Genomic DNA, 22,850 nt, shown 5'->3' on the forward strand with positions numbered 1-22,850 from the left:
GCGGTCGTGATGTGGGACGTTCGGCCTGTGCTGCGACGATGACGCCATGTCTCGACCCGCCACCCCAGCCCAGGCATGGTCCGCGCTGCTCGCCGGAAACGAGAGGTTCGTGCGCGACGAGATGGCGCACCCCTCCCAGGGCATCGCCCGCCGGGCGGAGTTGAGCGCCTCGCAGGCCCCCTTCGCCGTGATCTTCGGCTGCTCGGACAGCCGCGTGGCCGCCGAGATCATCTTCGACCAGGGGCTCGGCGACGTGTTCGTGGTGCGCACCGCGGGCCACGTTCTCGACACCACGGTGATCGGGTCCATCGAGTACGGCGTCGACATCCTGGGCGCGTCGCTCGTGGTGGTCCTGGGGCACGACAGCTGCGGGGCGGTGGCCGCCGCCACGTCGGCGCTGACCACCGGCGTCGTGCCGGACGGCTTCGTGCGCGCCATCGTCGACCGCGTCATCCCCTCCATCGTGTCGCTGACGGGAGCGGCCGACGGCCCCGGGCTGGCCACCGTCTCCGCCGAGCAGCTGGGGCATGAGCACGTGCGCCACACGGTGCAGATGCTCGACAGCTACTCGCGCTCGCTCGCGGACGCGGTGGCCGAGGGGCGGTGCGCGATCGTCGGCGTCGAGTACACCCTCGCGGACGGCCGGGTGCACCTGTCCGAGACGATCGGCGACGTCGCGGAGGACGCCCCACCGGCACGGTGAGAGCCGGCCCGCCCGGATGACGCTCAGTGAGAAGATGCGCCCATGAGTGAGCACGCCAATGACGCCGCCGCCCCCATGACCGCCTCTCCCGAGGGATTCCGCATCGAACACGACACGATGGGCGAGGTCCTCGTCCCCGCCGACGCGCTGTACCGGGCCCAGACCCAACGGGCCGTGGAGAACTTCCCCATCTCGGGCACGCGACTCGAGCGCGGCCACATCGAGGCCCTGGCCCGGATCAAGAAGGCCGCCGCCCTCGCGAACGCCGAGCTGGGGGTGCTGGACGCCGACATCGCCGCCGCCGTCACCGCAGCCGCCGACGAGGTCGCCTCGGGCGCCCACGACCAGCACTTCCCGATCGACGTGTTCCAGACGGGCTCGGGCACGTCCTCCAACATGAACACCAACGAGGTGCTGGCCACGCTGGCCTCGGCCCGCCTGGGCCGGCCGGTGCACCCGAACGACCACGTCAACGCCTCGCAGTCCTCCAACGACGTGTTCCCCACCTCCGTGCACGTGGCGGCCACCGCCGGCGTCGTCCGCGACCTCATCCCCGCGCTCGAGCACCTGGCCGGGGCGCTCGAGGCGAAGGCCGAGCAGTTCGCCACCGTCGTGAAGTCGGGTCGCACGCACCTCATGGACGCCACGCCCGTGACCCTCGGCCAGGAGTTCGGCGGCTACGCCGCGGCGATCCGCTACGGCGTGGAGCGCCTGCAGTCGGCGTTGCCCCGGGTCGCGGAGGTGCCGCTCGGCGGGACGGCCGTCGGCACCGGCATCAACACCCCGGCGGGCTTCCCGCAGCGGGTCATCGCGCTGCTGCGCGAGGACACGGGGCTGCCGTTGACGGAGGCGCGCGACCACTTCGAGGCGCAGAGCGCCCGTGACGGGCTGGTCGAGCTGTCCGGGGCGCTGCGCACCATCGCGGTGAGCCTGACGAAGATCTGCAACGACCTGCGCTGGATGGGATCGGGCCCCAACACCGGCCTCGGGGAGATCTTCATCCCCGACCTGCAGCCCGGCTCGTCGATCATGCCCGGCAAGGTCAACCCGGTGATCCCCGAGGCGGTGCTCATGGTGGCCGCGCGCGTCATCGGCAACGACGCGACGGTCGCCTGGGCCGGCGCCAGCGGGTCGTTCGAGCTCAACGTGCAGATCCCCGTGATCGCGCTGGGCGTCCTGGAGTCGATCCGGCTGCTCGCGAACGCCTCGACGCTCCTCGCCGACAAGACGGTGTCCGGCATCGAGGCGAACGTCGAGCGGGCGCGGGCGCTGGCGGAGTCCTCCCCGTCGATCGTGACGCCGCTGAACCGGGTGATCGGCTACGAGGCCGCCGCGAAGATCGCCAAGCACTCGGTCAAGCACGGCATGACCGTGCGCGAGGCCGTGGCAGACCTCGGCTACGTGGAGCGGGGCGAGGTCACCGAGGAGCAGCTCGACGCGGCGCTCGACGTGCTCGCGATGACCCGTCCGCCGCACATCTGACCCACCTGCCGCACAACGTTCGACGGGGGCCGTTCGTCGCCTAAATCACGGCGGCGTAACGATCTTCGGGCGCTTCGGCGGACTGCGCGGAAACGCTCCCACACCCCACATCACGGCGGCTAGATTCGGGCGCCCGTCACCGGTCAGGTGGCGGGCGCCCTTGCTCGACAAGGGGGGGCGAAACCGGCGGCAAGGGGATCACAGCGTGCGGTGGGCGACCGGGATCGTGCTGCGACGGGCAGCGACCCAACGGACCGTGCTCGCGGCGGTGCTGGTGGTCGCCCTAGCGGGAGCGGGGCTGATCGGGGCCTTCACCCTGCTGTACTCGACCAGCAACGAGCGGGCAGTCGCCGCCGACCTCGCCCGCCGCCAGACGTCCGAGCTGCAGCTCGAGGCCACCCTGTCGGTCGGCGCGCACAGCGGCGAGGAGGCGCTCGACTCCGCCATCGGCGCGCTGGAGGCCACCGTCGGGGACGTGGCCGCCACCCGGCACGAGTGGCTGCTCTCCACCGCGTACCGGCACCCCTCGCCCACCGCGGGGGCGCTCGACGTGGCGTTGCTCCTCGGGGCCTTCGACGCCACCACCGAGGGCGCCCGGCTCGTCGCCGGGCAGTGGCCGCAGGACGGCGCCGCGGACCGCGTCGAGGTCGCCGTCCCGCGCGTCGCCGCCGACGAGCTCGGCTGGCAGCCGGGCGACGTGGTGCCGCTGCGCGCGTACACCTCGAGCTCCGCCGTGGACGTGGTGGTCGTCGGGGTGTACGAGCCCCTGTACGCCGCCCTCTTCTGGTCCAGGGACCCGCTCTCCGGGGCATCCGTCGACCGGGAGTACCCCGTGCCCGGCTCCTGGGGATACTCCATGACTGTCGCGTACGGGCCGCTGCTCGCCACCCCGACGGCCATGCGCTCCCCCCAGATCGCGCTGGACACCGCGTATATCGTCCTGCGGCCCGACGTCGTGGGCGCGGACGCCGCCACGCTGGACCGCCTGCGCACCCGGCTCGACGACGCGCGCGTGGACCTGGCCAAGGCGATGACCGCCTCGGCGCAGAGCGCCACGTTCACGAGCCGGCTCGCCGCGAGCCTCGACAGTGCCCGCGCCGGGCTCGCCGTGACCCGGGTGGCGCTGATCGTGCTGAGCCTGATGCTCCTGGCGCTCACCGCGAGCGTGCTGCAGCTCAGTGCCCGGCTCCTCACCGAGCGGCGCACCGGCGAGGAGGCGCTGCTGACGTCACGAGGCGCGTCGCGAGCCCAGCTCGTGGGGCTGGGCGTGCTGGAGGCCGCAGGGGTGGCGGCACTGACGGTGGCGGCGGCGCCGTGGATCGCCCGCGGCGTGTACCGGGTCCTCGCGGACGAGGCGTGGCTCGCGGCGGCCGGACTGCCGGCCGACGCCGGTATGCCGGCCCTGCTCTGGCTCGCCTGCGCCGGAGCCGCGTTGCTGTTCGGCGCGGTGCTCGTGGTGCCTCTGCTGCGCCGCACCACCAGCGTGGTCGACGCGGAGCAGGCCCAGGTGCGCCAGGACCGGCACGCGATGATGACGCGCTCCGGGCTCGACGTGGCACTTGTGGCGCTCGCCGTGGTCGCCTACCTCCAACTGCGCCAGTACCGCTCCCCCGTGCTGCGCACGGGAGGCGTGGACCCGGTGCTGGTGGTGGGCCCGGCGCTGTTCCTGCTGGCAGGCGCTGCCATTGCGCTCCGACTGCTCCCGCTGGTCGCGGCGGCCGCCGAGCGCCGGGCCGGGCGCAGCCGCTCCCTCGCGGCGCCGCTGGCCGCCTGGGAAGTCGGACGCCGCCCCCGGCGGGCCACCGGGGCCATGCTCATCCTGACGCTCGCGATCGCCATCGGCGTCTTCGCGCAGTCGCTCCTGGCCACGTGGACGCTCTCGCAGACGGAGCAGTCCGCTGTCGGCGTCGGGACGGATGTGCGCGTCGACCGGCTCCCCCTCGGCCCCCAAGAGCAGTCCAGCGCCATCGCCGGGCTGGACGGGGTCTCCGCTGTCTCGGCTGTGGCCTCCCGGTCCGTGTCGCTGGGCAGCCGCGTGGACATGGGCTCCCTGGACGGCAAGGCCAGCACCGTCCACCTCCTCGCCGTCGACGCCGCGCAGGCGCCGGCACTCGTCCGGGGCCGTGAGGACGCGTCCGCGTGGGACGACCTCCTGCGCCCCGACGGCGTGGAGTCCGGCGGTTGGGCTCCCCTGCCATCGGGGACCATGAAGCTCGCCGTGACCGTGAGCGGGGCTTCGTCGGAGGAGGGCGCCATGGTCATGCGCATGCGCGTCCTGGTCCAGGACGCGCACGGGGTCATCGTCTCGCGGGGCCCGGAGAACATGGTGCCGCTCGATGGCGCGCCCCGGGAGGTCGCCATCGCCCTGGCCGGGGACGACGCGCGGTTTGCCGAGCCGTTGACCGTGGTGGGGTTCACCGGGCAGCTCTTCGCCAAGCCGGATCAGGCCGAGGACTCGCTCGTGCCGATCACGCAGGGCGTCCCCTTCACGGTCGAGCTCTCCTCGCTCCTGGCCGTCGACCAGGCAGGCGTCGAGACGCCGACGACGCTCGACGGCGGCGAGTGGACGGCCCGCACGCCACCCGACCCCACCGGCTCGGTGTCCCTGCTCGCCATCGCTGGCGGCCAGGGCGCGGAGCCGCTCGTCGTGCGCCAGCCAGGCGTCGACCCCTTCCTGCGTTTCGGTGACGCGACCTTCGTCGCCACAGTCTTCGACGCGAATGGCACGGTGCCCGCCATCGCCTCGGCCAGGCTGCTCGACGAGGTGGGCCTCAAGGTCGGGGACGACACCGCGCTGATGGTGGGAGGGCTTGTGGTGTGGGCGCAGATCGTGGACGTCGTGCCCCACCTCCCCTCCGTGCCCGGCCAGGACGCGCTGCTGGTGGACCGGACGACCCTCACTCGCTGGCTCGCCAGTGCCGGCTTCGACGAGAACCTGGTGGATGAGTGGTGGCTGGAGGTCGACGATGCGGACGCTGACGCCGTGGTGGCGGAGATCCGCCAACGACATGGCGGAACCGCCGTCAGCCGAGTCCAGGTCGAGGACGACCTTGCCCGCGGGCCGCTGCGGGTGTCGGTGACGGCGGCGCTGCTCCTCATCACCCTGGCCGCTGCCGTGCTCGCGGTCGTGGGCCTGACGATGAGCGCCACCGTCTCGGTGCGTCAGCGACGCCTGGAGTTGGCCCGGCTGCAGGCGCTGGGCGCGGCGCGCTCGACACTGGTGCGATCGGTGGTGGCCGAGCACGCCCTGCTGATGGCGCTGGGCGTGGGCGCCGGCGCGGTTGTCGGCGCCTTCCTGGCCAGGCTCGTGGCCCCCCTGCTCACGCTCGGCGCCAGCGGCGGGCCCCCGCTCCCCGCGGCCCGGCTGGTGTGGGACTGGCCCGGGCAGGCCGTCCTGCTGCTGGGCATCGTGACACTGGCCGGCGTCGCCATCACGCTCACCGCGGGCACGCTCATGCGCCGAGCCTCCGCTGAGCTCCTGCGACTGGGGGACGACCGATGACCACACCGACCTCACCATCCCCACAGCCCGGGCGCCGGGCTGCGCTGACACGCGCCGTGCGCGCCACCGTCGGCGGATCAGCGCTCATGGCCCGCAACCGCGCCCAGTCCGACCGGGGCCTGCTCGCGGGGCAGCTGCTGCTCATCACCGTGCTGTGCTTCCTCACCCTGAGCGGCCCGCGCCTGCTCGCCAGCGGCGCCGACGCCGGGCTGCAAGGCGCGGCAGAACGCGCGGGGACGTCGGCCGACGTGGTCGCGCGGCTGCCCGTCTCCATCGCCGAGGCCGTTCCCGGAGACCGTCCGAGCGATGCCGCGAGCCGGCTCCGCACCACCGTGGACCGGATGGACGAGGCGCTCGCCCCTGAGCTCAGCGCGGTGACCGGCGAGCCACAGGCCATCTTCTCGGCGCACACTGCCGTGGCGCTGGGCGGGAAGCAGTCCATTGCCCAGTACTCCTGGTGGTCGAGCCAGGACCCGGCCGACGTGCGCTGGGTGGAGGGCGGGGCGCCCGCCACCCCGTCGGAGCGGGAGGAAGACGAGAACGGCGCGCCCATCGGCCCGCGTCGCGTCGGGGTGGCGGTCTCGGAGCACAACGCGCAGGCCCTCGGGCTCGAGGTGGGGCAGGAGGTGCCGGTCGTGCGCGGCACCCGGGGCGAGACCGTGCTGGTCGTCTCGGGGGTTTTCGACGCCACCGGGGCCTCCGACCCGGGGTGGGCGGCGGCGGACGCGCTCCTGGAGTGGAGGACAACCCGCGGCGCGGACGCCCAGACGGTGTTCGGCGTGATGCTGGGCGACGACTCGCTGCCTGACGCCGCGCTGGCCGTGCTCGGCCCCGCCCAGGTCCTCGAGGTGCGGTACCCGTTGCTCACCGACGAACTGCGGAGCGACCGGGCCGCCGCACTCGAGCAGTCGCTGGCCAGGACCATCCTGGACACCAGGCCACTGATGACCCGCTACGGCGCGCCCGCGGTGAGCTCCGCTCTCACCGCCGTGCTGCCCGAGTTCCAGCGCCAGTTGCGCGGCGCGCAGGCGCAAGCGTCAGTGGTGCTCGCGGGCCTGGTGCTGGTGGGGTCGCTCGCCCTGCTGCTCGCCGCGAGGCTCGTCCTGGAGCGTCGCCGGCCGGTGCTGGTCGCCGAGCGCGCGCGGGGCGCGTCGGTGGCCTCCGTCGCCCTCCGGCTCGGCCTCGAGTCCGTCCCGCTGACTGCCCTGGGCTTCGCACTGGCCCTCCTGGGGGCGATCCCGATGGCCTACGGCGCGGCGTGGACGTGGTGGCCGGCGCTGATCGTCGCCGGCGTGGCGGCAGTCGCCGTCCCCGTCGGCGGGGCGTTCCTCGTGGCCCGTGCCTGGGGCGGCCGCCAGGTCCCGGCGAATCGCAGCGACCGCGAGCGCCTGGCCACCAGGCGACGGACCCGCCGCGTGGTGGCCGAGGCCGCCGTGGTGCTGCTGGCTGTCGGGGCGGTGGGCGCCCTCCGCGCGCGCGGCCTGCTCCAGTCGCAGACGGGCGGCGCGGACCTGCTGCTCAGCGCCACGCCCGCGCTGATGGCCGGGGCGGCCACCGTCGTCGCCCTGCGCGTGCTGCCCGTGGCGCTCCGCGCGTCCGCGCGGGCGGCGACCCGCAGTCGTGGCCTCGTCGCCGTCGTCGCCACTGCGCGCGCCGCCGGGGCGGCCGGTGGCGGCCTGCCGCTGCTCGCCCTGGCGGTCTGCACCGCGCTCGTCGTGTTCTCCGGCAGCATCGCCGCGACCGTCGGCGACGGCCAGGTGCGGGCGTCGACACAACAGGTCGGCGCGGAGGTGCGGATCGACGGCCCGGTGCTCGACGACGACGCCGCCCAGGTGCTCGCGCAGCCCGGGGTGAGCACCGTCGCGGCCGCGCAGCGCACCACCGACCGGACCTTCAACCGCGGCTCGGACATCAAGGTGACGGTGCTGGCCGCCGACGCCACCGGCCTCGACCAGTTGCTGGACTCGCACGACGAGCGGTACGGCGGCGAGCTGCGGCTCCTCGACGGGCCTGGCGGCACGGGCGAGCCCAAGGCCGTGGTCTCCCCCGCGTTGGCGGATATCGCGGCCGAGGCGGGCGCCTCCATCTTCCACGGCGAGGACTTCGTCAAGCTCGACGTGGTGGGCGTCACCGACCTCGGAGAGCCCGGCGAGCTGCTCGTGATCGTCGACCGCGCGCAACTCGCCGCGGCGTCCGGCGAGGTGGTTGAGACCAGCCTGTTGTGGGTGGACGGCCCCGGGGCGGAGGCTGCCATCACCGCCGTGGGCCTCGACAAGAACGCCCAGTTCACTGTCACCACCCGCGGGCAATGGCTCGCCGACGCCCGCAGCGCACCGCTCAGCTCGCGCCTGCTCGACCTCCTCGTGGCCTCCGCGGCCATCCTGGCGGCGCTCGCGTCGGTCACCCTGGCGCTGACCGTCGTGGCCAGCGCGCCCGAGCGCGGCCGCACCGTGTCCGCGCTGCGCACCCTCGGCCTGGACGCGCGCCTCGCGCGCCGGATCACCCTGGGCGAGCTCCTGCCGCTCACGGTGTCCGCGGTGCTCATGGGCGTCGTCGTGGGCGTGGCCGTGCCGGTCATGTTGCACGGCGCCCTGGGCCTCAGCGCGCTGACCGGCGAGTTGCGACCCGGGCCGGTGACCCTGGACTGGGCGTCGGTCGGCGTCGCCATCGGCGCCAGCGCGCTCGCGCTGGCCGTGAGCATCGCCGTCGAGACAGCCGTGCGACGCCGTGACCGGCTCGGGGACGTGCTGCGCGTCGGGGAGCGGTGAGGGGGCGATGAGGGACACGCCAGGACGCACGACCATCACAGCAGGGCGAACGACGGGAGACGACAGGTGAGCACCACCCAGACCGACGACCTCGAGACGCTCGAGGCACTCGAGGACCGCGCGCGGCGCCGCCCCGACGAGTTCGGGCACAACGCCCTGATCGCATGCGACAACCTGGTGCGCATCTACCAGTCGGAGGGCATCGAGGTGCAGGCCCTGCAGGGCCTGGACCTGCTCATCGAGGCCGGGGAGGAGGTCGCCATCATCGGCGCCTCCGGATCGGGCAAGTCGACGCTGCTGTCGGTGCTCTCGGGCCTCGACGTGCCCACCGCTGGCCGCGTGCGGGTGGGGCCGTGGGACCTGATGGCGATGACAGCGCGCCAGCGGGTCGCCTACCGGCGCTCGATGGTCGGCTTCGTGTGGCAGCAGACCGCGCGCAACCTCGTGCCCTACCTCGACGCCGCGCAGAACGTCGAGCTGCCGCTCGCGCTCGCGGGCGTGGGCCGTCGCCAGCGGGCCGCCCGGGCGGTCGAGCTGCTCGACATGCTCGGCGTGGGGTACTGCGCGGCCCGGCGCCCGTCGCAGATGTCCGGCGGCGAGCAGCAGCGCGTGGCCATCGGCGTGGCCCTCGCCGCGTCCCCACAGGTGCTGTTCGCCGACGAGCCCACCGGCCAGCTCGACACCGCGACGTCCGTGGAGGTGCTCCAGTCCCTGCGCGCCGTCAACCGCGAGCTGGGCGTCACGGTGGTGGTCGTCACGCACGACCCGTCGGTCAGCGAGCATGTGCAGCGCACAGTCTCCATCCGCGACGGGCGCACCAGCTCCGAGGTGCTGCGCCGCACCCACACTGACGAGCACGGCTCCGAGTCCGTGGTCGCCGAGGAGTACGCGGTGCTCGACCGCGCCGGCCGCGTGCAGCTCCCGCGCGAGTACCGCGAGGTGCTCGAGCTCAGCGACCGGGTGCGGCTCGCGCTCGAGTCGAGCCATGTCGCGGTGTGGCCGGACCGGCCCCGCGCGCAGCCCGCCGTCCCCGCCGTCCCCGCCGTCACCGAGGAGCAGCCGTGACCAGCACCGCCACCACCCCGACGCCGTCCACCACCGGCGAGCCGATGGTCGCCGTGCAGGGCGTGAGCCGCACGTTCGGCAGTGGCGCCGCCGCGGTGCACGCGGTGCAGGACGTGGGGTTCACCGTGCAGCCTGGCGAGCTCGTGGCGCTGGTCGGCAAGTCGGGCTCGGGCAAGACGACCCTGCTGAACATCATCGGCGGCCTGGACCGGCCGGACGCCGGCCGGGTGGTGATCGACGGGCGGGAGGTCACCTCGCTCGATGAGCGCGGACTGGTCGAGCTGCGCCGCGACGTCGTCTCGTTCATCTTCCAGACGTTCGGCCTGGTGCCGGTGCTCTCCGCCGCGGAGAACGTGGGCGTCCCGCTGCGGCTGCGCAAGCTCCCGGCCGCCGTGCGCGAGGAGCGGGTGGCCCTGCTGCTCGACTTGGTGGGCCTGGGCGCGCACACGTTGCAGCGTCCCGGGGAGCTCTCCGGCGGGCAGCAGCAGCGCGTCGCGATCGCCCGCGCGCTGGCCAACTCGCCCCGCCTGCTCATCGCCGACGAGCCGACCGGCCAGCTCGACACCGAGACAGGCCTGGCCGTGATGGCGTTGCTGCGCGCGGTGGTGCAGGCCGAGGGCATGACGGCCATCGTCTCCACGCACGACCCGTTGATGATCGACCTCGCCGACCGCGTGATCCGGCTGGCGGACGGCCGCCTCGTCGAGGGGTGACCGCCCGCCGTCCCGATCCGGCCGCGTGAATCAGCCCTCGATGCCCTCGAGCATCTCGGTGACGAGCGCGGCCACCGGCGAGCGCTCTGACCGCGTCAGGGTGATGTGCGCGAACAGCGGGTGACCCTTGAGCGCCTCGATCACGGCGGCGACCCCGTCGTGGCGCCCCACGCGCAGGTTGTCCCGCTGCGCCACGTCGTGGGTGAGCACCACACGGGAGCCCTGCCCGATGCGGGACAGCACGGTGAGCAGCACGTTGCGCTCCAGGGACTGCGCCTCGTCGACGATCACGTAGGCGTCATGCAGGGAGCGCCCGCGGATGTGCGTCAGGGGCAGCACCTCGAGCAGGTCCCGGGCCATGACCTCGGCGACCACGTCGGGGCTGACCAGCGCGCCGAGGGTGTCGAAGACGGCCTGCGCCCACGGGCCCATCTTCTCCGCCTCGGTGCCGGGCAGGTAGCCGAGGTCCTGGCCGCCCACCGCGTACAGCGGCCGGAACACCATCACCTTGCGGTGCTGGCCGCGTTCGAGCACCGCCTCGAGGCCGGCGCACAGGGCCAGCGCCGACTTGCCCGTCCCCGCCCGGCCGCCCAGGGACACGATGCCGATGGCCTCGTCGAGCAGCAGGTCGATGGCGATGCGCTGCTCGGCGCTGCGTCCGCGCAGCCCGAACGCCTCCCGGTCGCCCCGCACGAGCTGCACGCGCTTGTCCGCCGTGACCCTGCCGAGGGCCGACCCGCGTGGCGAGTGCAGCACGAGGCCGGTGTGGCAGGGAAGCTCGGGCAGGGCGGGGGCCGCCGCGTCCGCCGCGTCGAGCTCGGCGAGCCCGAGGCCCTCCTCGTCCCATAGGCGGGCCATGTCCTGCTCGGTGACGTCGAGCGCGTCCATGCCGGTCCACCCGGAGTCGACGGCCAGCTCGGCGCGGTACTCCTCGGCGCGCAGCCCCAGCGCTGAGGCCTTGACCCGCATCGGCAGGTCCTTCGACACGACTGTGACGTCGCGGCCCTCGGCGGCGAGGTTCGCGGCGACGGCGAGGATCCGTGAGTCGTTGTCGCCCAGCCGGAACCCCGCGGGCAGCGCTGACGGGTCGGTGTGGTTGAGCTCGACGCGCAGCGTGCCGCCCTGGCGGCCCAGCGGGATCGGCACGTCCAGCCGCCCGTGCACCACCCGCAGGTCGTCGAGCATCCGCAGCGCCGATCGGGCGAAGTAGCCGAGCTCGGCGTGGTGCCGCTTGCCCTCGAGCTCGGTGACGACCACGACCGGCAGGACCACGTCGTGCTCCGCGAAGCGCTGAATGGCTTGGGGGTCCGCCAGCAGGACGGAGGTGTCCAGCACGTGCGTGCGCCGATGGTCGTCGGCCGGGCTGTCCCCCGGGCTCGTCGGTGCGGGGACTCGCAGCTCTTGCTTGACCACGGCAGGCTCCCTCCGGCGCCTCAGCGGCGCCGCATCGGGCCCCTCATGCTGTTCCGCCTGGGCACGGGCGGTCGGTGGCACGAGGTGACGGGACGAGGTCGGCCGGCCGCGGGGGCCGGATCCGGCCCTCCTCCTGGAGCGTCTGCTCCATGGGCTGGCCTCCCGGGGACGGCGGATGCCGTCCGTCGCGGCGAACGCTACGCCGGGTCTGAGAGGGTTCGCTCCCGACACGCGTGCCTGTCACGCGATGTTCACCGGATCGTGGCCGCGGTCCCCGCCGGCCGTCCGACGGCGCCGGCTCAGCGGCCGAGCCGGCGCTCCCGCGCGGCGTAGGCGCGCACCGCTCGGAGGAAGTCGACCCGGCGGAAGTCGGGCCAGTACGCCTCGCAGAAGTAGTACTCGGAGTGCGCGCTCTGCCACAGCAGGAAGCCGCCGAGCCGCTGCTCCCCGGAGGTGCGGATGACCAGGTCGGGGTCGGGCTGGCCCTTGGTGTAGAGATGCTCGGCGATGTGCTCGACGCTGAACGACTCGGCCAGCTCGTCGAGGCTGGTGCCGGCCTGGGCGTGCTGGCGCAGGATGGAGCGGACCGCGTCGGCGATCTCCCGGCGGCCGCCGTAGCCGACGGCCACGTTGACGTGCAGCCCGGCGATGTCGCGGGTGCTCGCCTCGGCGTCCTTGAGTGCCTGCACGGTGGCCTCGGGCAGCAGGTCGAGCGAGCCGACGGCCTGCACGCGCCAGCGCCCGGTGCTCGCGAGGTCGCGGACCGCGTCCTCGATGATGGCGAGCAGCGCCGTGAGCTCCTCGGCGGAGCGGGAGAGGTTGTCGGTGGAGAGCATCCACAGTGTGACGACCTCGACGCCGATCTCCTCGCTCCAGGTGAGCAGGTCGGAGATCTTGTCCGCGCCGCGCTGGTGGCCAGTCGCGGCGGACGCTCCCACGGTGCGCGCCCAACGCCGGTTACCGTCGAGAATGACGCCGACATGGCGCGGCACCTGCTCCGGCGAGAGCGAGGCGGCGATGCGTCGCTCGTAGATGCCGTAGAGCGGATGGGGCAGGCGCACGCGCAGAACGCTCCTTCGAGGTGCTGAGGCTCTTCCGGGCACACACGGTACTCGCCCCACGCCGTGTCGATGACCGATCCGCCCGACATCGACCACTACCTACGCACACGTAACCTACGGTCTCGTAAGTTATGCTCCAGCTGCCCAGAAGCCGTATCCCGCGGCACGCACAGGACGGACGCCAGTGGACATCCCACAGACAGTCGAGGACGTTGCCACCGCGATCAAGCCACGCCTGCGCGGCTGGCTCCACGCAGGAATGTTCCCGCTGGTCCTCGTGGCGTCGATCGTGCTGGTCGCCACCGCACCCACCTTCACCGCGCGCTGGTCGTCCGCAGTCTTCGGCTTCACGTCGATCCTGCTCTTCGGCACTAGCGCGGTGTACCACCGCGGCACCTGGTCGCCGCGCGTCACAGGCGTGCTGCGCCGCCTGGACCACTCCAACATCTTCCTCATCATCGCGGGCACCTACACCCCGCTGGCAGCCCTCCTGCTGCCGCCGCGCACCCGCGACATCCTGCTGATCGTCGTGTGGTCCGGGGCCGTGCTCGGGCTGCTGGCGCGCGTGCTGTGGCTCGGCGCCCCGCGATGGGTCTACACCCCGATCTACGTGGCCCTGGGCTGTGTCGCGCTCGGGTTCCTGCCCCAGTTCTGGGAGGCGCCCGGCGGGGTCGCCGCCGTCTGGCTGATCATCGCCTGCGGCGTCGCCTACATCGCCGGCGCCGTCGTCTACGCGCTCAAGCGGCCCAACCCGAGCCCCCGCTGGTTCGGGTTCCACGAGATCTTCCACGCGCTGACCATCATCGGGTTCACCTGCACGTACGTCGCCGTCGCCATCGCCTCGCACGCCAGCGCCTGACGAGCCCAGGCCGCCGCTCAGTCGAGCGGGACCACCCCGTACCGGCGGTGGCGCAGCGACGGATTGCGCTCCCGCACCGCCGCCAGCGCGGCGCCGTCGATGTCGGCCGTGCGGATGCCCGGCTTGTCGTCGAGCTCCAGGCCCACCACACCGTCAGGCGCCACCAGCAGTGAGCGCCCCACCACCCCGCGCCCAGCCTGCCCGACGGCCACCACCGCCGCGGTGTTCTCGATCGCGCGGGCGACGGCGAGCGTGCGCCAGTGCAGCGCCTTGAGCTCCCCCGCCGCCCAGGCAGCGGGAATCACCAGCACCTGGGCGCCCGCGTCCACCAGCCTGCGGGCCGATTCCGGGAAGCGCAGGTCGTAGCAGGTCAGCACGCCGAACCGCAGCCCGCCGACGTCCAGCAGCAGCGGCGGAGCCTCGGGTGGGCCCGCCTCGAGCCGGTCGGACTCGCGGTGCCCGAACGCGTCGTACAGGTGCACCTTGCGGTACACGCCCAGCAGCGCCCCGGAGCCGTCCACCGCGACCACGGCGTTGACCCCGCGCGCGGGCGAGGCGCCCGGCAGCATGGTCCCGGCCACCACGGCGACGCCGGTCTTGGCGGCCTGCTCGCGCAGCATGCTGACGAAGGGGCCGTCCAGCGCCTCGGCATGCTCGGGGCCGACGCCGCGCGGGTCGAAGCCCGAGGCGTACTCGGGCAGCACCAGCAGATCGGCCCTCGCGCGCGCGGCGGTGCGCAGCGCGTCCACCACGGCGAGCCGGTTCGCGGCGTGGTCCTCGCTGATCGCGAGCTGGCCGATCGTGACGCGGACCGCGGGCCGCGCGGGCGGGGCTGTGCCGCTCATCGCGGCCACCACGTCGGCTGCCCCGCCCGGCCCGGGGTCATGGCCGGACGGCGTCCGGCTCGTCGACGCCGTCGGCGGGCGCCTGCGCGCCGAGGCCCGGCTCGCCGCCACCCGCGCCGTCGCCCGTCACCACCTCGGCAGGCTCCGCCGGCTCCGCGGCCACGGGCTCGACCGCTCCCGGCCACGGGCCGTCCACCCGACGGCGCCCCTCAAGGCCCATCTGCTCCGCGCGGTGCTCCATCCGGCGCAGCTGGCGCGTCAGCCCGAAGAACAGGCCGATCGCGGCAAGCGCGACGGCGAACGTCACGAGGAACCCGAGGATGCCCGGCGAGCCCGCCTGCGACCCGACGGCCCCGGAGGTCGGCGAGGGAGACGGGCTGACGGCCAGCGCCAGCATTGCGGGGACGTTCACTCGGCCACCTCTCGCACCCCGGCGAACAGGTCGTCCTCCGGCAACGTCGTCGGCACGCGGGACTCCGCGAGCTCGTACTCCTCGAACGGCCACACCTCGCGCTCGATGTCGCGCGGGAACGCGAAGAAGAAGCCGGTGGGGTCGATCTGCGTGGCGTGCGCGCGCAGCGCCTCGTCGCGGGCGTCGAACCAGTCGGCGCACTGGATCCGGGTGGTGACCTCCCGCTCCGGGATCTCCCGGGCGGCGCGCGACTCCACCCACTCGCCGAACGGGGACTCCTGGCCCAGCGCGAGCAGAGCCTCATGGGCGGCTCGTATCCGCGCCATCGAGAAGCCGTGGTTGTAGTACAGCTTCAGCGGCTCCCAGGGCTCGCCGGAGTCCCGGTAGCGCTCGGGGTCCCCGGCGGCGGCGAAGGCCTCGGCGGAGACGCGGTGGGTCATGATGTGGTCCGGGTGCGGGTAGCCGCCCGTGGGGTCGTACGTGGTCATGACATGCGGCCGGAACTCGCGCACCAGCCGCACGAGCGGCTCGGCGGCGTCCTCCAGCGGCACCAGCGCGAAGCAGCCCTCGGGCAGCGGCGGCAGCGGGTCGCCCTCGGGCAGCCCGGAGTCCACGAAACCGAGCCACTCCTGGCGGACGCCGAGCGCCTGCGCGGCGGCGGCCATCTCGGCGCGGCGGATCGCGTTCATCTCCGCGGGGCCCCCGGTGACGGGCGGGTAGTGCGGGTTGAGCACGTCGCCGCGCTCACCGCCGGTGCACGTCACGACGAGCACGTCGACGCCCTCCGCCGCATATCGGGCCATCGACGCGGCGCCCTTGCTCGACTCGTCGTCGGGATGGGCGTGCACGGCCATCAAGCGCAGCCGTTCTCCGGTCACCGCAACCTCCTGTGGGACGACCCGGCGCTCGGCGCGCGGCGGGCGAGAGACAATGATCGCGCACGCCGGCGACGTCCGGCGCCCCGAGCCCCCGCGAGGAGCCCTGCTGTGAGCGAGTCGACCCCGACCCGGCCGCCCGTCGGCCGCTATGGCCCCGAGCCCCGCGCGCGCCGCTGGCCGGCGTGGGCAGTGCCCGCCGCGGTGATCGCGGTCATCGCCGTGCCGGTCGGGGTGTGGACCGGCATGGGCGTGCTGCGCGACCCGGTCCAGTGGTCCACCGTGGGGTTCTCCGTCACCGGTGACGACAACACCGACATCACGTTCGACGTGACCCGCGACGCGGGGACGACCGTCGCATGCGCCGTGCACGCGTTGAACGTCGCCTACGCCGAGGTCGGAGTCCGCGACATCGTGGTGGAGCCCTCCCAGCACCGCACGGTGCGGGTGAGCGAGCCGATACCCACCGCCGAGCTCGCGACGGCGGCCGAGGTCACGTCCTGCTGGGTCGTGGATCCGGACGCCGCTCCCTGAGCCCGGCGCCGCATGTTCGCGCCGCGCTGAGCGGCGAAGAAACGGGCACGCCAGCGCTCTGATTGGACCTGGGCCTTGCTATCCTGGTCGATTCACGCGCCAAGACGGTCAGGCGTGACCACAGGTCGACGCGACCGAGCGAGAAGGCACGACCTCACTCGATCACAGGTTCCGTGCCCGGACGCGTGCACCCCCGATGTTGCAAGGAAGGAGCGATCGTGACCGAGACGACTCAGGCCACCTGGTTGACGCAGGAGGCCTACGACCGGCTCAAGGCTGAGCTCGCACGCCTCGAGGATGAGGGCCGCACCGAGATCGCCGAGCGGATCGCCGCCGCGCGTGACGAGGGCGACCTCAAGGAGAACGGCGGCTACCACGCGGCCCGCGAGGAGCAGGCCAAGCAGGAGGCGCGCATCCGCGAGCTCAAGGAGAAGCTGCGGAACGTGCAGATCGGCACGCCGCCCGACGACGGCGTGATCGAGCCCGGCATGGTCGTCAAGGCAGTGGTCGCCGGCGACGAGATGGTCTTCCTCCTGGGCTCGCGCGAGATCGCGGGCACTGCGGAGATCGACGTCTTCTCGCCCACGTCACCGCTGGGCGCCGCGATCAGCGGCCGCTCGGTGGGCGACACGGTGAGCTACGAGGCGCCGAACGGCTCGCAGATCCCCGTCGAGATCAAGGCGGCCAAGCCCTTCGAGGGCTGACCCCATCGGGAGCGCATGCGTGCGCGGCGCAAGCCGATCGCAGTGGCGAGGGCCCTGCACCTTCACGGTGCGGGGCCCTCGCCCGTTGCCTGCCCTGATCACGGTCGAGGGGGCGGCTCAGCCCTCGACGAGCCGGAACCCGGCGGCGAGCACGTGCTCGCGCACCTGGGCGCAGTGCTCGGGGCCCTTGGTCTCGACCTGCACCTCGATCTCCACCTCGTCGATCGCGAGGCCGGTGCCGGTGCGCACATGCGAGACGTGCATGACGTTGCCGCCGGTGGCAGCGAGCTCGCCGAGCAGGCCGGCCAGGGCGCCCGGGGAGTCGTCGACCTTGACGCGCAGCTGCAGGTACCGGCCCGCCGAGGCCAGGCCGTGGCGCACCACGCGCAGCAGCACCAGCGGGTCGATGTTCCCGCCGGAGAGCACCGCGACCGCGGGACCCTCGAAGGTCCCCGCGGGGGCGGCCATCAGCGCCGCGACGGCGGCGGCCCCCGACGGCTCCACCAGCAGCTTCGCGCGCTCCGCCACGAGCAGCAGCGCGCGTGAGAGGTCCTCTTCGGTGACGGTGCGGATCTCGCAGCCCAGCGCGTGCAGCATCTCGAACGGCACCACACCGGGGGTCCCCACGGCGATGCCGTCCGCCATGGTGCGCACGCTCGCGGCGGGCACTGGGCGCCCGGCGGCCATCGAGGCCGGGTAGGCGGCGGCGCGGGCCGCCTGGACTCCCACCACGCGCACATCGGGCCGCAGCTCGGCGACGGTGGCGGCGATGCCGGCGGCGAGGCCTCCCCCGCCGACGGGCACCAGGATCGTGGCGACGCCCGGCACCTGCTCGAGGATCTCGAGCGCGATGGTGCCCTGGCCGGCGACGACGTCCCGGTGGTCGAACGGGTGGATCAGCACCGCCCCGGTCCGCTCGGACTCCGCGAGGGCCGCGACGAGCGCCTCGTCGACGCTGGAGCCCACGAGCCGCACCTCGGCGCCGTAGTCGCGGGTCGCGGCGACCTTCGGCAGTGCGGCGTCGACGGGCATGTACACCACGGCGTTGATCCCCAGCAGCCGGGCGGCGAGCGCCACCCCTTGCGCGTGGTTCCCGGCGCTGGCGGCGATCACCCCGCGCGCCCGCTCCTGGGCGTCCAGGCGGGCCATCCGCACATACGCGCCGCGGATCTTGAACGAGCCGGCGCGTTGCAGGTTCTCGCACTTGAGCCACACGTCGGCGCCGGCGGCCTGGGACAGCGCCCGGCTGGCGTCGACGGGGGTGCGGGTCGCGATCCCGTCCAGCAGCGCGGCGGCTGAGCGCACCTCCTCCACCCAGGTCATGAGCGGTCCTCCACAGCAGGGTCAGCGGGGTCGGCAGGGTCTGCGGGGGCGGCGGGCGCCGTGGCGACGGGGGTCGGCGGATGGGGCGGCCTGCCGTGGAAGGCGTCGTCGTCCCCCAAGTCGAGGAACTTGTCATGCCCGTGCAAGTAGAGGACCACCGTGTTGATCACGGCGACGACGGGCACCGCGAGCAGCGCCCCGACGATGCCCGCGAGCAGGGACCCGGTCGCGACGGCGAGCAGCACCGCCACGGGGTGCAGCGACACCGCGTGGCCCATGATGAACGGCTGCAGCACGTGTCCCTCGATCTGCTGCACGGCCAGGACGATGACCAGCATGATGATCGCGGCGCCCGGCCCCTGCGCGACGAGGGCGACGAGCACGGCGATCGCGCCGGTGAGCACGGCGCCGACGATCGGCACGAACGAGCCGATGAACACCAGGATGCCCAGGGGCAGCGCGAGCGGCACCCCCAGGATCGCGGCGCCGGCGCCGATGCCCACCGCGTCGACGAACGCGACGAGGATCTGCGTGCGGGTGTAGGCGCCGAGTGTGACCAGGCCGCGGCGGGCGGCCTGGTGGGTGCGGGCCCGGGCGCGCACGGGCAGCAGGCCCACGCACCAGCGCCAGATCGCGGTGCCGTCGAGCAGGAAGAAGAACGTGCAGAACAGCGCGATGAGCGCGCCTGCCGCGACGTGGCCCAGGGTGGTCGTCACCGACAGCGCGCCGGAGACCAGGCCGTCGCTGTTCTCGGTGATCGACGTGCCGAGCTGGCTGAAGTACTGGTCGAGCTGGTCGGCGGAGATCTGCAGCGGCCCCTCGGCGAGCCACTGGGTGATCTCGTCGATGCCCTGCGCCGCCTGGTCGCCGAGCTCGCCGAACCCCTTGACCACCGAGTTGCCCGCGACAGTGAGCAGCCCGCCGACCAGGCCCAGCAGCCCGATCAGCGCCCCGCCCGCCGCGAGCCCCCGGGGGAACCGCGCCCGCTCGCGCAGGAACCGCGCCACCGGGGCCAGCAGCACCGCGAGCAGGATGGCGATGGCGATCGGCACCACGATGGTCTTCAGCACGCTGACGACCCACACCCCCACAGCGGTGGCCGCCATGATCAGCAGCACCCGCCAGGACCATGCGGCGGAGAGCCGCACCGAGCGCGGGATCGACGCCACGACGGGGGTCGCGTCGGGCGTCGCGTCGGGGGAATCACTCATGCGAGGCCCTGCTCCAGGTCAGCCAGCAGGTCGGCCAGGTCCTCGATGCCCACCGAGAGGCGGACCAGGTCGTCCGGCACCTCCAGGGCCGTGCCCGCGACGGAGCCGTGCGTCATCTTGCCGGGGTGCTCGATGAGCGACTCGACGCCGCCCAGCGACTCGGCGAGGGTGAACACGCGGGTCTTCGCGCAGACCGCGAGCGCCGACTCGAGGCTCCCGGTGCGGAAGGAGACCATCCCGCCGAAGCCGCTCATCTGGCGGGCGGCGACCTCGTGTCCCGGGTGGGACGCGAGGCCGGGGTAGATGACCTCGGTGACCTTGGGGTGCGCCTCCAGGTAGTCGGCCACGGCCGTGGCGTTGGCGATATGCCGGTCCATCCGCACGGCCAAGGTCTTCAGCCCGCGCAGCGTGAGCCACGAGTCGAACGGCCCGGCGACGGCGCCCGACGAGTTCTGGTGGAAGCCGACCGCGTCCGCGAGCGAGGTCGTGCCCGTCGGCCCGACGAGGCCCACGGGGAGCTGCGCGCCGTCGGCGGTCACCAGGGCGCCGCCGACGACATCGCTGTGCCCGCCGATGTACTTGGTCGTGGAGTGCACCACCACGTCCGCGCCGAGGGCGAGGGGCTGCTGCAGGTACGGGGTGGCGAACGTGTTGTCGACGACGAGCAGCGCGCCGGCCGAGCGGGCGTGCGCGGCGAGCGCGGCGATGTCCGCGATGCCGAGCAGCGGGTTGGTGGGCGTCTCCACCCAGATGAGCTTGGTGCGGCCGGGCTGGATGGCGTCGACCACGGCGCGCGGGTCGGCCAGGTCGACGGGCGTGTGGTCGATGCCCCACGGGCCGAACACGCGGGCGATCAGCCGGTAGGTGCCGCCGTAGGCGTCGTCGGGCACCACGACGTGGTCGCCGGGGCGCAGCACCGCGCGCAGCAGCGTGTCCTCCGCGGCGAGCCCGGACGCGAACGCGAAGCCGGCGCCGCCGCCCTCGGCAGCCCGCAGCGCCTCCTCGAGCGCGGCGCGCGTGGGGTTCGCGGACCGGGAGTACTCGTAGCCGCCGCGCAGGCCCCCGACGCCGTCCTGCTTGTACGTCGAGACCTGGTAGATGGGGGGCACCACCGCGCCGGTGGCGGCGTCCGGGTCCTGACCTGCGTGGATGGCGCGGGTGGAGAACCCGGCGGCGTCCCAGTCGTGGCCGGAGGGCTGGTCGAGGGCGTGGGAGTCGGTCGTCACGGGGACAGGCTAGGCGGTGCGCCTGTCAGTGGCAGTCGGGAACACGGCACATCCCCCCTGCTGTTGCACGGTGTGACCCGAGGAGAGTGACGAGATGGCCGGATGGCTGTTCGGTTCCGCGATGAAGTCGACGATGGTCACGCCCGACCGGGCCCTGGCCGGGCGCGAGGACTACGCCTACCCGGTGCCCGAGCGGCACGCCGTGCTGGGCACACCGCTGCGGGGCCCGTGGCCGGAGGGCACCCAGGTGGTCTACCTGGCGCTCGGGTGCTTCTGGGGCGCCGAGAAGGAGATGTGGCAGCTGCCCGGGGTGGTGACGACGGCGGCTGGCTACCAGGGCGGGTTCACCCCCTACCCGACGTATGACGAGACGTGCACGGCCCTGACCGGCCACACCGAGACGGTGATGGTCGCGTACGACCCGGCGGTGCTGCCCACCACCGAGCTGCTGCGCACGTTCTGGACGCTGCACGACCCGACGCAGGGCTTCCGCCAGGGCAACGACGTGGGCACCCAGTACCGCTCGGCGATCTTCACCACCACGCCCGAGCAGGCCGAGGCGGCCCGGACGACCCGCGACCTGTACGCGCCCGAGCTGGCGCGCAACGGCTATGGGGAGATCACCACCGAGATCCGCGACGCGGCCGACGCCGGCCCGTTCTACTACGCGGAGGAGTACCACCAGCAGTACCTGCACAAGGTGCCGAACGGGTACTGCCCGGTCCACTCCACGGGGGTCGCCTGCCCCGTGCCGTGAGCCGCGGCAGGCCCGCCTGACGGGTGGCGCGGGGCCGCGCCGCCCGTCACAGCCACCAGCGTTAGCCTCTGCCCGTGGGACGTCGTGAGGAGTACCGCGAGGCGGTCGCCGGCCTGGCCGGGGACGCCTTGGACGTGTACCTCGACGCCCGCTCGGGGCTACCTGGCCCGCGCGCGAACCTGGAGCTCGCCGGCGCCGTGGCCGAGGTTGCCGACGCGGACACGGCCTGGCGGCTGGTGGACTCGGATCGGGAGTACCCGCGGTTGTGCGGCGTGGTCGCGCTGGGCGCCCTGGCGGCCCGCTCCGACGACGACGCCGTCCGCGCGCGGGTCGTCGAGCGGCTGCGCGCCGAGGCCGACGATGAGCGGTGGCGGATCCGGGAGGCGGTGGTCCTCGCGCTGCAGCGCGTCGGCGACGCCGATGCCGGCCTGCTGCGCGAGGTGGTGCGCGCCTGGATGGCCGAGGCGGACCCGTTGGCGCTGCGGGCCGCGCTGGCCGGGGTGTGCGAGCCGCGGCTGCTGCGCGATCCTCAGACGGCGGCCCTCGCGTTGGAGGTGTGCGACCGGGCGACGGAGCGCCTGAGCGGGATGTCCCCGCTCGTCCGCCGCAACCCCCAGGTGCGGGTGCTGCGGCAGACCCTGGGCTACTGCTGGTCGGTGGCGGTGGCCGCCGATCCGGAGCACGGCCTGCCCCGGTTCGCCCGGCTCGCGGGCTCGTCCGACCCGGATGTGCGCTGGGTGGACCGCGAGAACCGGCGCAGGGCGCGCCTGCAGCGCGTCCTGCGGCGCGACTGACCTGCCCGGCATGACGACGCGCCCGGTCCCGTGTGCACGGGGCCGGGCGCGCCAGGTCGTGCGCTCGGGTCAGTTGACCCCGACGATGTCGACGACGAAGACGAGCGTGCTGTCGCCCTTGATGCCGGCCTGCGGCACGCCACGGTCGCCGTAGCCCAGGTGCGGCGGGATGGAGATCAGCACACGGGAGCCGATCTGCTGCCCGACGAGCGCCTGGTCCCAGCCGCCGATGACGGCGCCGACCCCGATCGGGAAGTTGATCGACGAGCCCCGGTCGTAGGAGTTGTCGAAGATGGGGCCGTTCCAGAGCTGGCCCAGGTAGTTGACGACGAGGTCGTCGCCCGCCTCGACGAGCGCGCCGTCGCCGCGGCTGAGCACCGCCACCTCGAGCTCGGCCGGCGGCGCCGCGTCGGGGAAGGTCAGCGTCGGCTTCTCACCGAACGATCCGGTCGCCTCGGGAAGCTGTGCGGTCATGGGGGTGGTCTCCTCGGATGGACGTCAGGTGGCGTCCATCCTCCCCTGTCATGGCCGTCGATGCGCGCACGGCTGCCGGGTGGCGCGGAATCGGGCTCGATGGACGGGCGCTGTGGGCACTAGACGGCG

The 22,850-nt window shown here is 73.8% G+C and carries 20 protein-coding genes; 11 read left to right on the top strand and 9 right to left on the bottom strand.

Features of this window, described 5'->3' with window-relative positions; genetic code table 11:
• Nucleotides 1–46 precede the first annotated feature (46 nt).
• The 6 genes from QUV83_RS00150 (at nucleotide 47) to QUV83_RS00175 (ending at nucleotide 10,233) form a co-directional block, all read left to right on the top strand.
• On the top strand, nucleotides 47–703 hold the full coding sequence (locus QUV83_RS00150; RefSeq protein WP_289561563.1) for a carbonic anhydrase: 657 nt from the start codon (nucleotides 47–49) through the stop codon (nucleotides 701–703).
• Between the two features lie 42 nt (nucleotides 704–745).
• Entirely contained in the window at nucleotides 746–2,185 is a 1,440-nt protein-coding gene (locus tag QUV83_RS00155; RefSeq protein WP_436231854.1) for a class II fumarate hydratase, read from the top strand.
• A 205-nt stretch (nucleotides 2,186–2,390) separates the two neighbouring features.
• On the top strand, nucleotides 2,391–5,687 hold the full coding sequence (locus tag QUV83_RS00160) for an FtsX-like permease family protein (protein WP_289561564.1): 3,297 nt from the start codon (nucleotides 2,391–2,393) through the stop codon (nucleotides 5,685–5,687).
• The gene (locus QUV83_RS00165; RefSeq protein WP_289561565.1) at nucleotides 5,684–8,455 is read left to right on the top strand and encodes an FtsX-like permease family protein; all 2,772 of its coding nucleotides are present in this window, start codon (nucleotides 5,684–5,686) and stop codon (nucleotides 8,453–8,455) included. Before QUV83_RS00160 ends, QUV83_RS00165 begins: the two co-directional genes overlap by 4 nt.
• Before the next feature lie 66 nt (nucleotides 8,456–8,521).
• A complete protein-coding gene (locus QUV83_RS00170; protein WP_289561566.1) occupies nucleotides 8,522–9,520 on the top strand; it encodes an ABC transporter ATP-binding protein in 999 nt (332 codons plus the stop codon).
• 44 nt (nucleotides 9,521–9,564) lie between these two features.
• Nucleotides 9,565–10,233 (top strand): ABC transporter ATP-binding protein, encoded by a 669-nt coding sequence (locus QUV83_RS00175; protein WP_289562111.1) that lies wholly within the window; start codon nucleotides 9,565–9,567, stop codon nucleotides 10,231–10,233.
• A gap of 30 nt (nucleotides 10,234–10,263) precedes the next feature.
• Here the strand turns inward: QUV83_RS00175 and QUV83_RS00180 are convergent, their stop codons facing one another.
• Both QUV83_RS00180 and QUV83_RS00185 read right to left on the bottom strand, forming a co-directional pair.
• Entirely contained in the window at nucleotides 10,264–11,631 is a 1,368-nt protein-coding gene (locus QUV83_RS00180; protein ID WP_289562113.1) for a PhoH family protein, read from the bottom strand.
• Between the two features lie 314 nt (nucleotides 11,632–11,945).
• Nucleotides 11,946–12,707 carry an isoprenyl transferase gene (locus QUV83_RS00185; RefSeq protein WP_289561567.1) on the bottom strand — a complete coding sequence of 254 codons (762 nt, stop codon included), beginning with the start codon at nucleotides 12,705–12,707 and terminating at the stop codon, nucleotides 11,946–11,948.
• 184 nt (nucleotides 12,708–12,891) lie between these two features.
• On the opposite strand from QUV83_RS00185, the gene trhA reads away from it, so the two are divergent.
• Nucleotides 12,892–13,566 carry a PAQR family membrane homeostasis protein TrhA gene (gene trhA / locus QUV83_RS00190; protein ID WP_289561568.1) on the top strand — a complete coding sequence of 225 codons (675 nt, stop codon included), beginning with the start codon at nucleotides 12,892–12,894 and terminating at the stop codon, nucleotides 13,564–13,566.
• Nucleotides 13,567–13,583: 17 nt separating this feature from the next.
• Here trhA and QUV83_RS00195 read toward each other — a convergent pair whose 3' ends face one another.
• Genes QUV83_RS00195 through mca form a run of 3 tightly spaced genes read right to left on the bottom strand, consistent with a single transcriptional unit; the run spans nucleotide 13,584 to nucleotide 15,677 of the window.
• Nucleotides 13,584–14,411 (bottom strand): nitrilase-related carbon-nitrogen hydrolase, encoded by an 828-nt coding sequence (locus tag QUV83_RS00195; RefSeq protein ID WP_289561569.1) that lies wholly within the window; start codon nucleotides 14,409–14,411, stop codon nucleotides 13,584–13,586.
• A 37-nt stretch (nucleotides 14,412–14,448) separates the two neighbouring features.
• Nucleotides 14,449–14,823 carry a hypothetical protein gene (locus QUV83_RS00200; protein WP_289561570.1) on the bottom strand — a complete coding sequence of 125 codons (375 nt, stop codon included), beginning with the start codon at nucleotides 14,821–14,823 and terminating at the stop codon, nucleotides 14,449–14,451.
• The gene (gene mca, locus QUV83_RS00205; RefSeq protein WP_436231862.1) at nucleotides 14,820–15,677 is read right to left on the bottom strand and encodes a mycothiol conjugate amidase Mca; all 858 of its coding nucleotides are present in this window, start codon (nucleotides 15,675–15,677) and stop codon (nucleotides 14,820–14,822) included. The genes QUV83_RS00200 and mca overlap by 4 nt, the downstream gene beginning before the upstream one ends.
• Nucleotides 15,678–15,809: 132 nt before the next feature.
• Here mca and QUV83_RS00210 point away from each other — a divergent pair, with 132 nt between their 5' ends.
• Together QUV83_RS00210 and greA are read left to right on the top strand one after the other, a co-directional pair.
• Nucleotides 15,810–16,232, top strand: coding sequence for a DUF4307 domain-containing protein (locus tag QUV83_RS00210; RefSeq protein WP_289561572.1), 423 nt, complete (start codon nucleotides 15,810–15,812; stop codon nucleotides 16,230–16,232).
• 218 nt (nucleotides 16,233–16,450) lie between these two features.
• Entirely contained in the window at nucleotides 16,451–16,936 is a 486-nt protein-coding gene (gene greA, locus QUV83_RS00215; RefSeq protein ID WP_289561573.1) for a transcription elongation factor GreA, read from the top strand.
• Between the two features lie 117 nt (nucleotides 16,937–17,053).
• On the opposite strand, the gene ilvA is transcribed toward greA, so the two are convergent.
• Genes ilvA through QUV83_RS00230 form a run of 3 tightly spaced genes read right to left on the bottom strand, consistent with a single transcriptional unit; the run spans nucleotide 17,054 to nucleotide 20,696 of the window.
• Nucleotides 17,054–18,259, bottom strand: coding sequence for a threonine ammonia-lyase (gene ilvA / locus QUV83_RS00220; RefSeq protein WP_289561574.1), 1,206 nt, complete (start codon nucleotides 18,257–18,259; stop codon nucleotides 17,054–17,056).
• Nucleotides 18,256–19,470: an AI-2E family transporter gene (locus QUV83_RS00225; RefSeq protein ID WP_289561575.1), complete on the bottom strand. Its 1,215-nt coding sequence runs from the start codon at nucleotides 19,468–19,470 to the stop codon at nucleotides 18,256–18,258. Before QUV83_RS00225 ends, ilvA begins: the two co-directional genes overlap by 4 nt.
• The gene (locus QUV83_RS00230) at nucleotides 19,467–20,696 is read right to left on the bottom strand and encodes a cystathionine gamma-synthase (protein WP_289561576.1); all 1,230 of its coding nucleotides are present in this window, start codon (nucleotides 20,694–20,696) and stop codon (nucleotides 19,467–19,469) included. The genes QUV83_RS00225 and QUV83_RS00230 overlap by 4 nt, the downstream gene beginning before the upstream one ends.
• A gap of 94 nt (nucleotides 20,697–20,790) precedes the next feature.
• Between QUV83_RS00230 and msrA the strand changes: the two genes are divergently transcribed.
• A complete protein-coding gene (gene msrA / locus QUV83_RS00235) occupies nucleotides 20,791–21,453 on the top strand; it encodes a peptide-methionine (S)-S-oxide reductase MsrA (RefSeq protein WP_289561577.1) in 663 nt (220 codons plus the stop codon).
• A 74-nt stretch (nucleotides 21,454–21,527) separates the two neighbouring features.
• The gene (locus tag QUV83_RS00240) at nucleotides 21,528–22,247 is read left to right on the top strand and encodes a DNA alkylation repair protein (RefSeq protein ID WP_289561578.1); all 720 of its coding nucleotides are present in this window, start codon (nucleotides 21,528–21,530) and stop codon (nucleotides 22,245–22,247) included.
• Between the two features lie 69 nt (nucleotides 22,248–22,316).
• Here QUV83_RS00240 and QUV83_RS00245 read toward each other — a convergent pair whose 3' ends face one another.
• Complete coding sequence (locus QUV83_RS00245; protein ID WP_066584906.1) at nucleotides 22,317–22,721, bottom strand: FKBP-type peptidyl-prolyl cis-trans isomerase; 405 nt, start codon at nucleotides 22,719–22,721, stop codon at nucleotides 22,317–22,319.
• Nucleotides 22,722–22,850 lie beyond the last annotated feature (129 nt).

The sequence above is a fragment of the Cellulomonas cellasea genome, from assembly GCF_030372105.1.
Taxonomy (GTDB): Bacteria; Actinomycetota; Actinomycetes; order Actinomycetales; family Cellulomonadaceae; genus Cellulomonas_A; species Cellulomonas_A cellasea_A.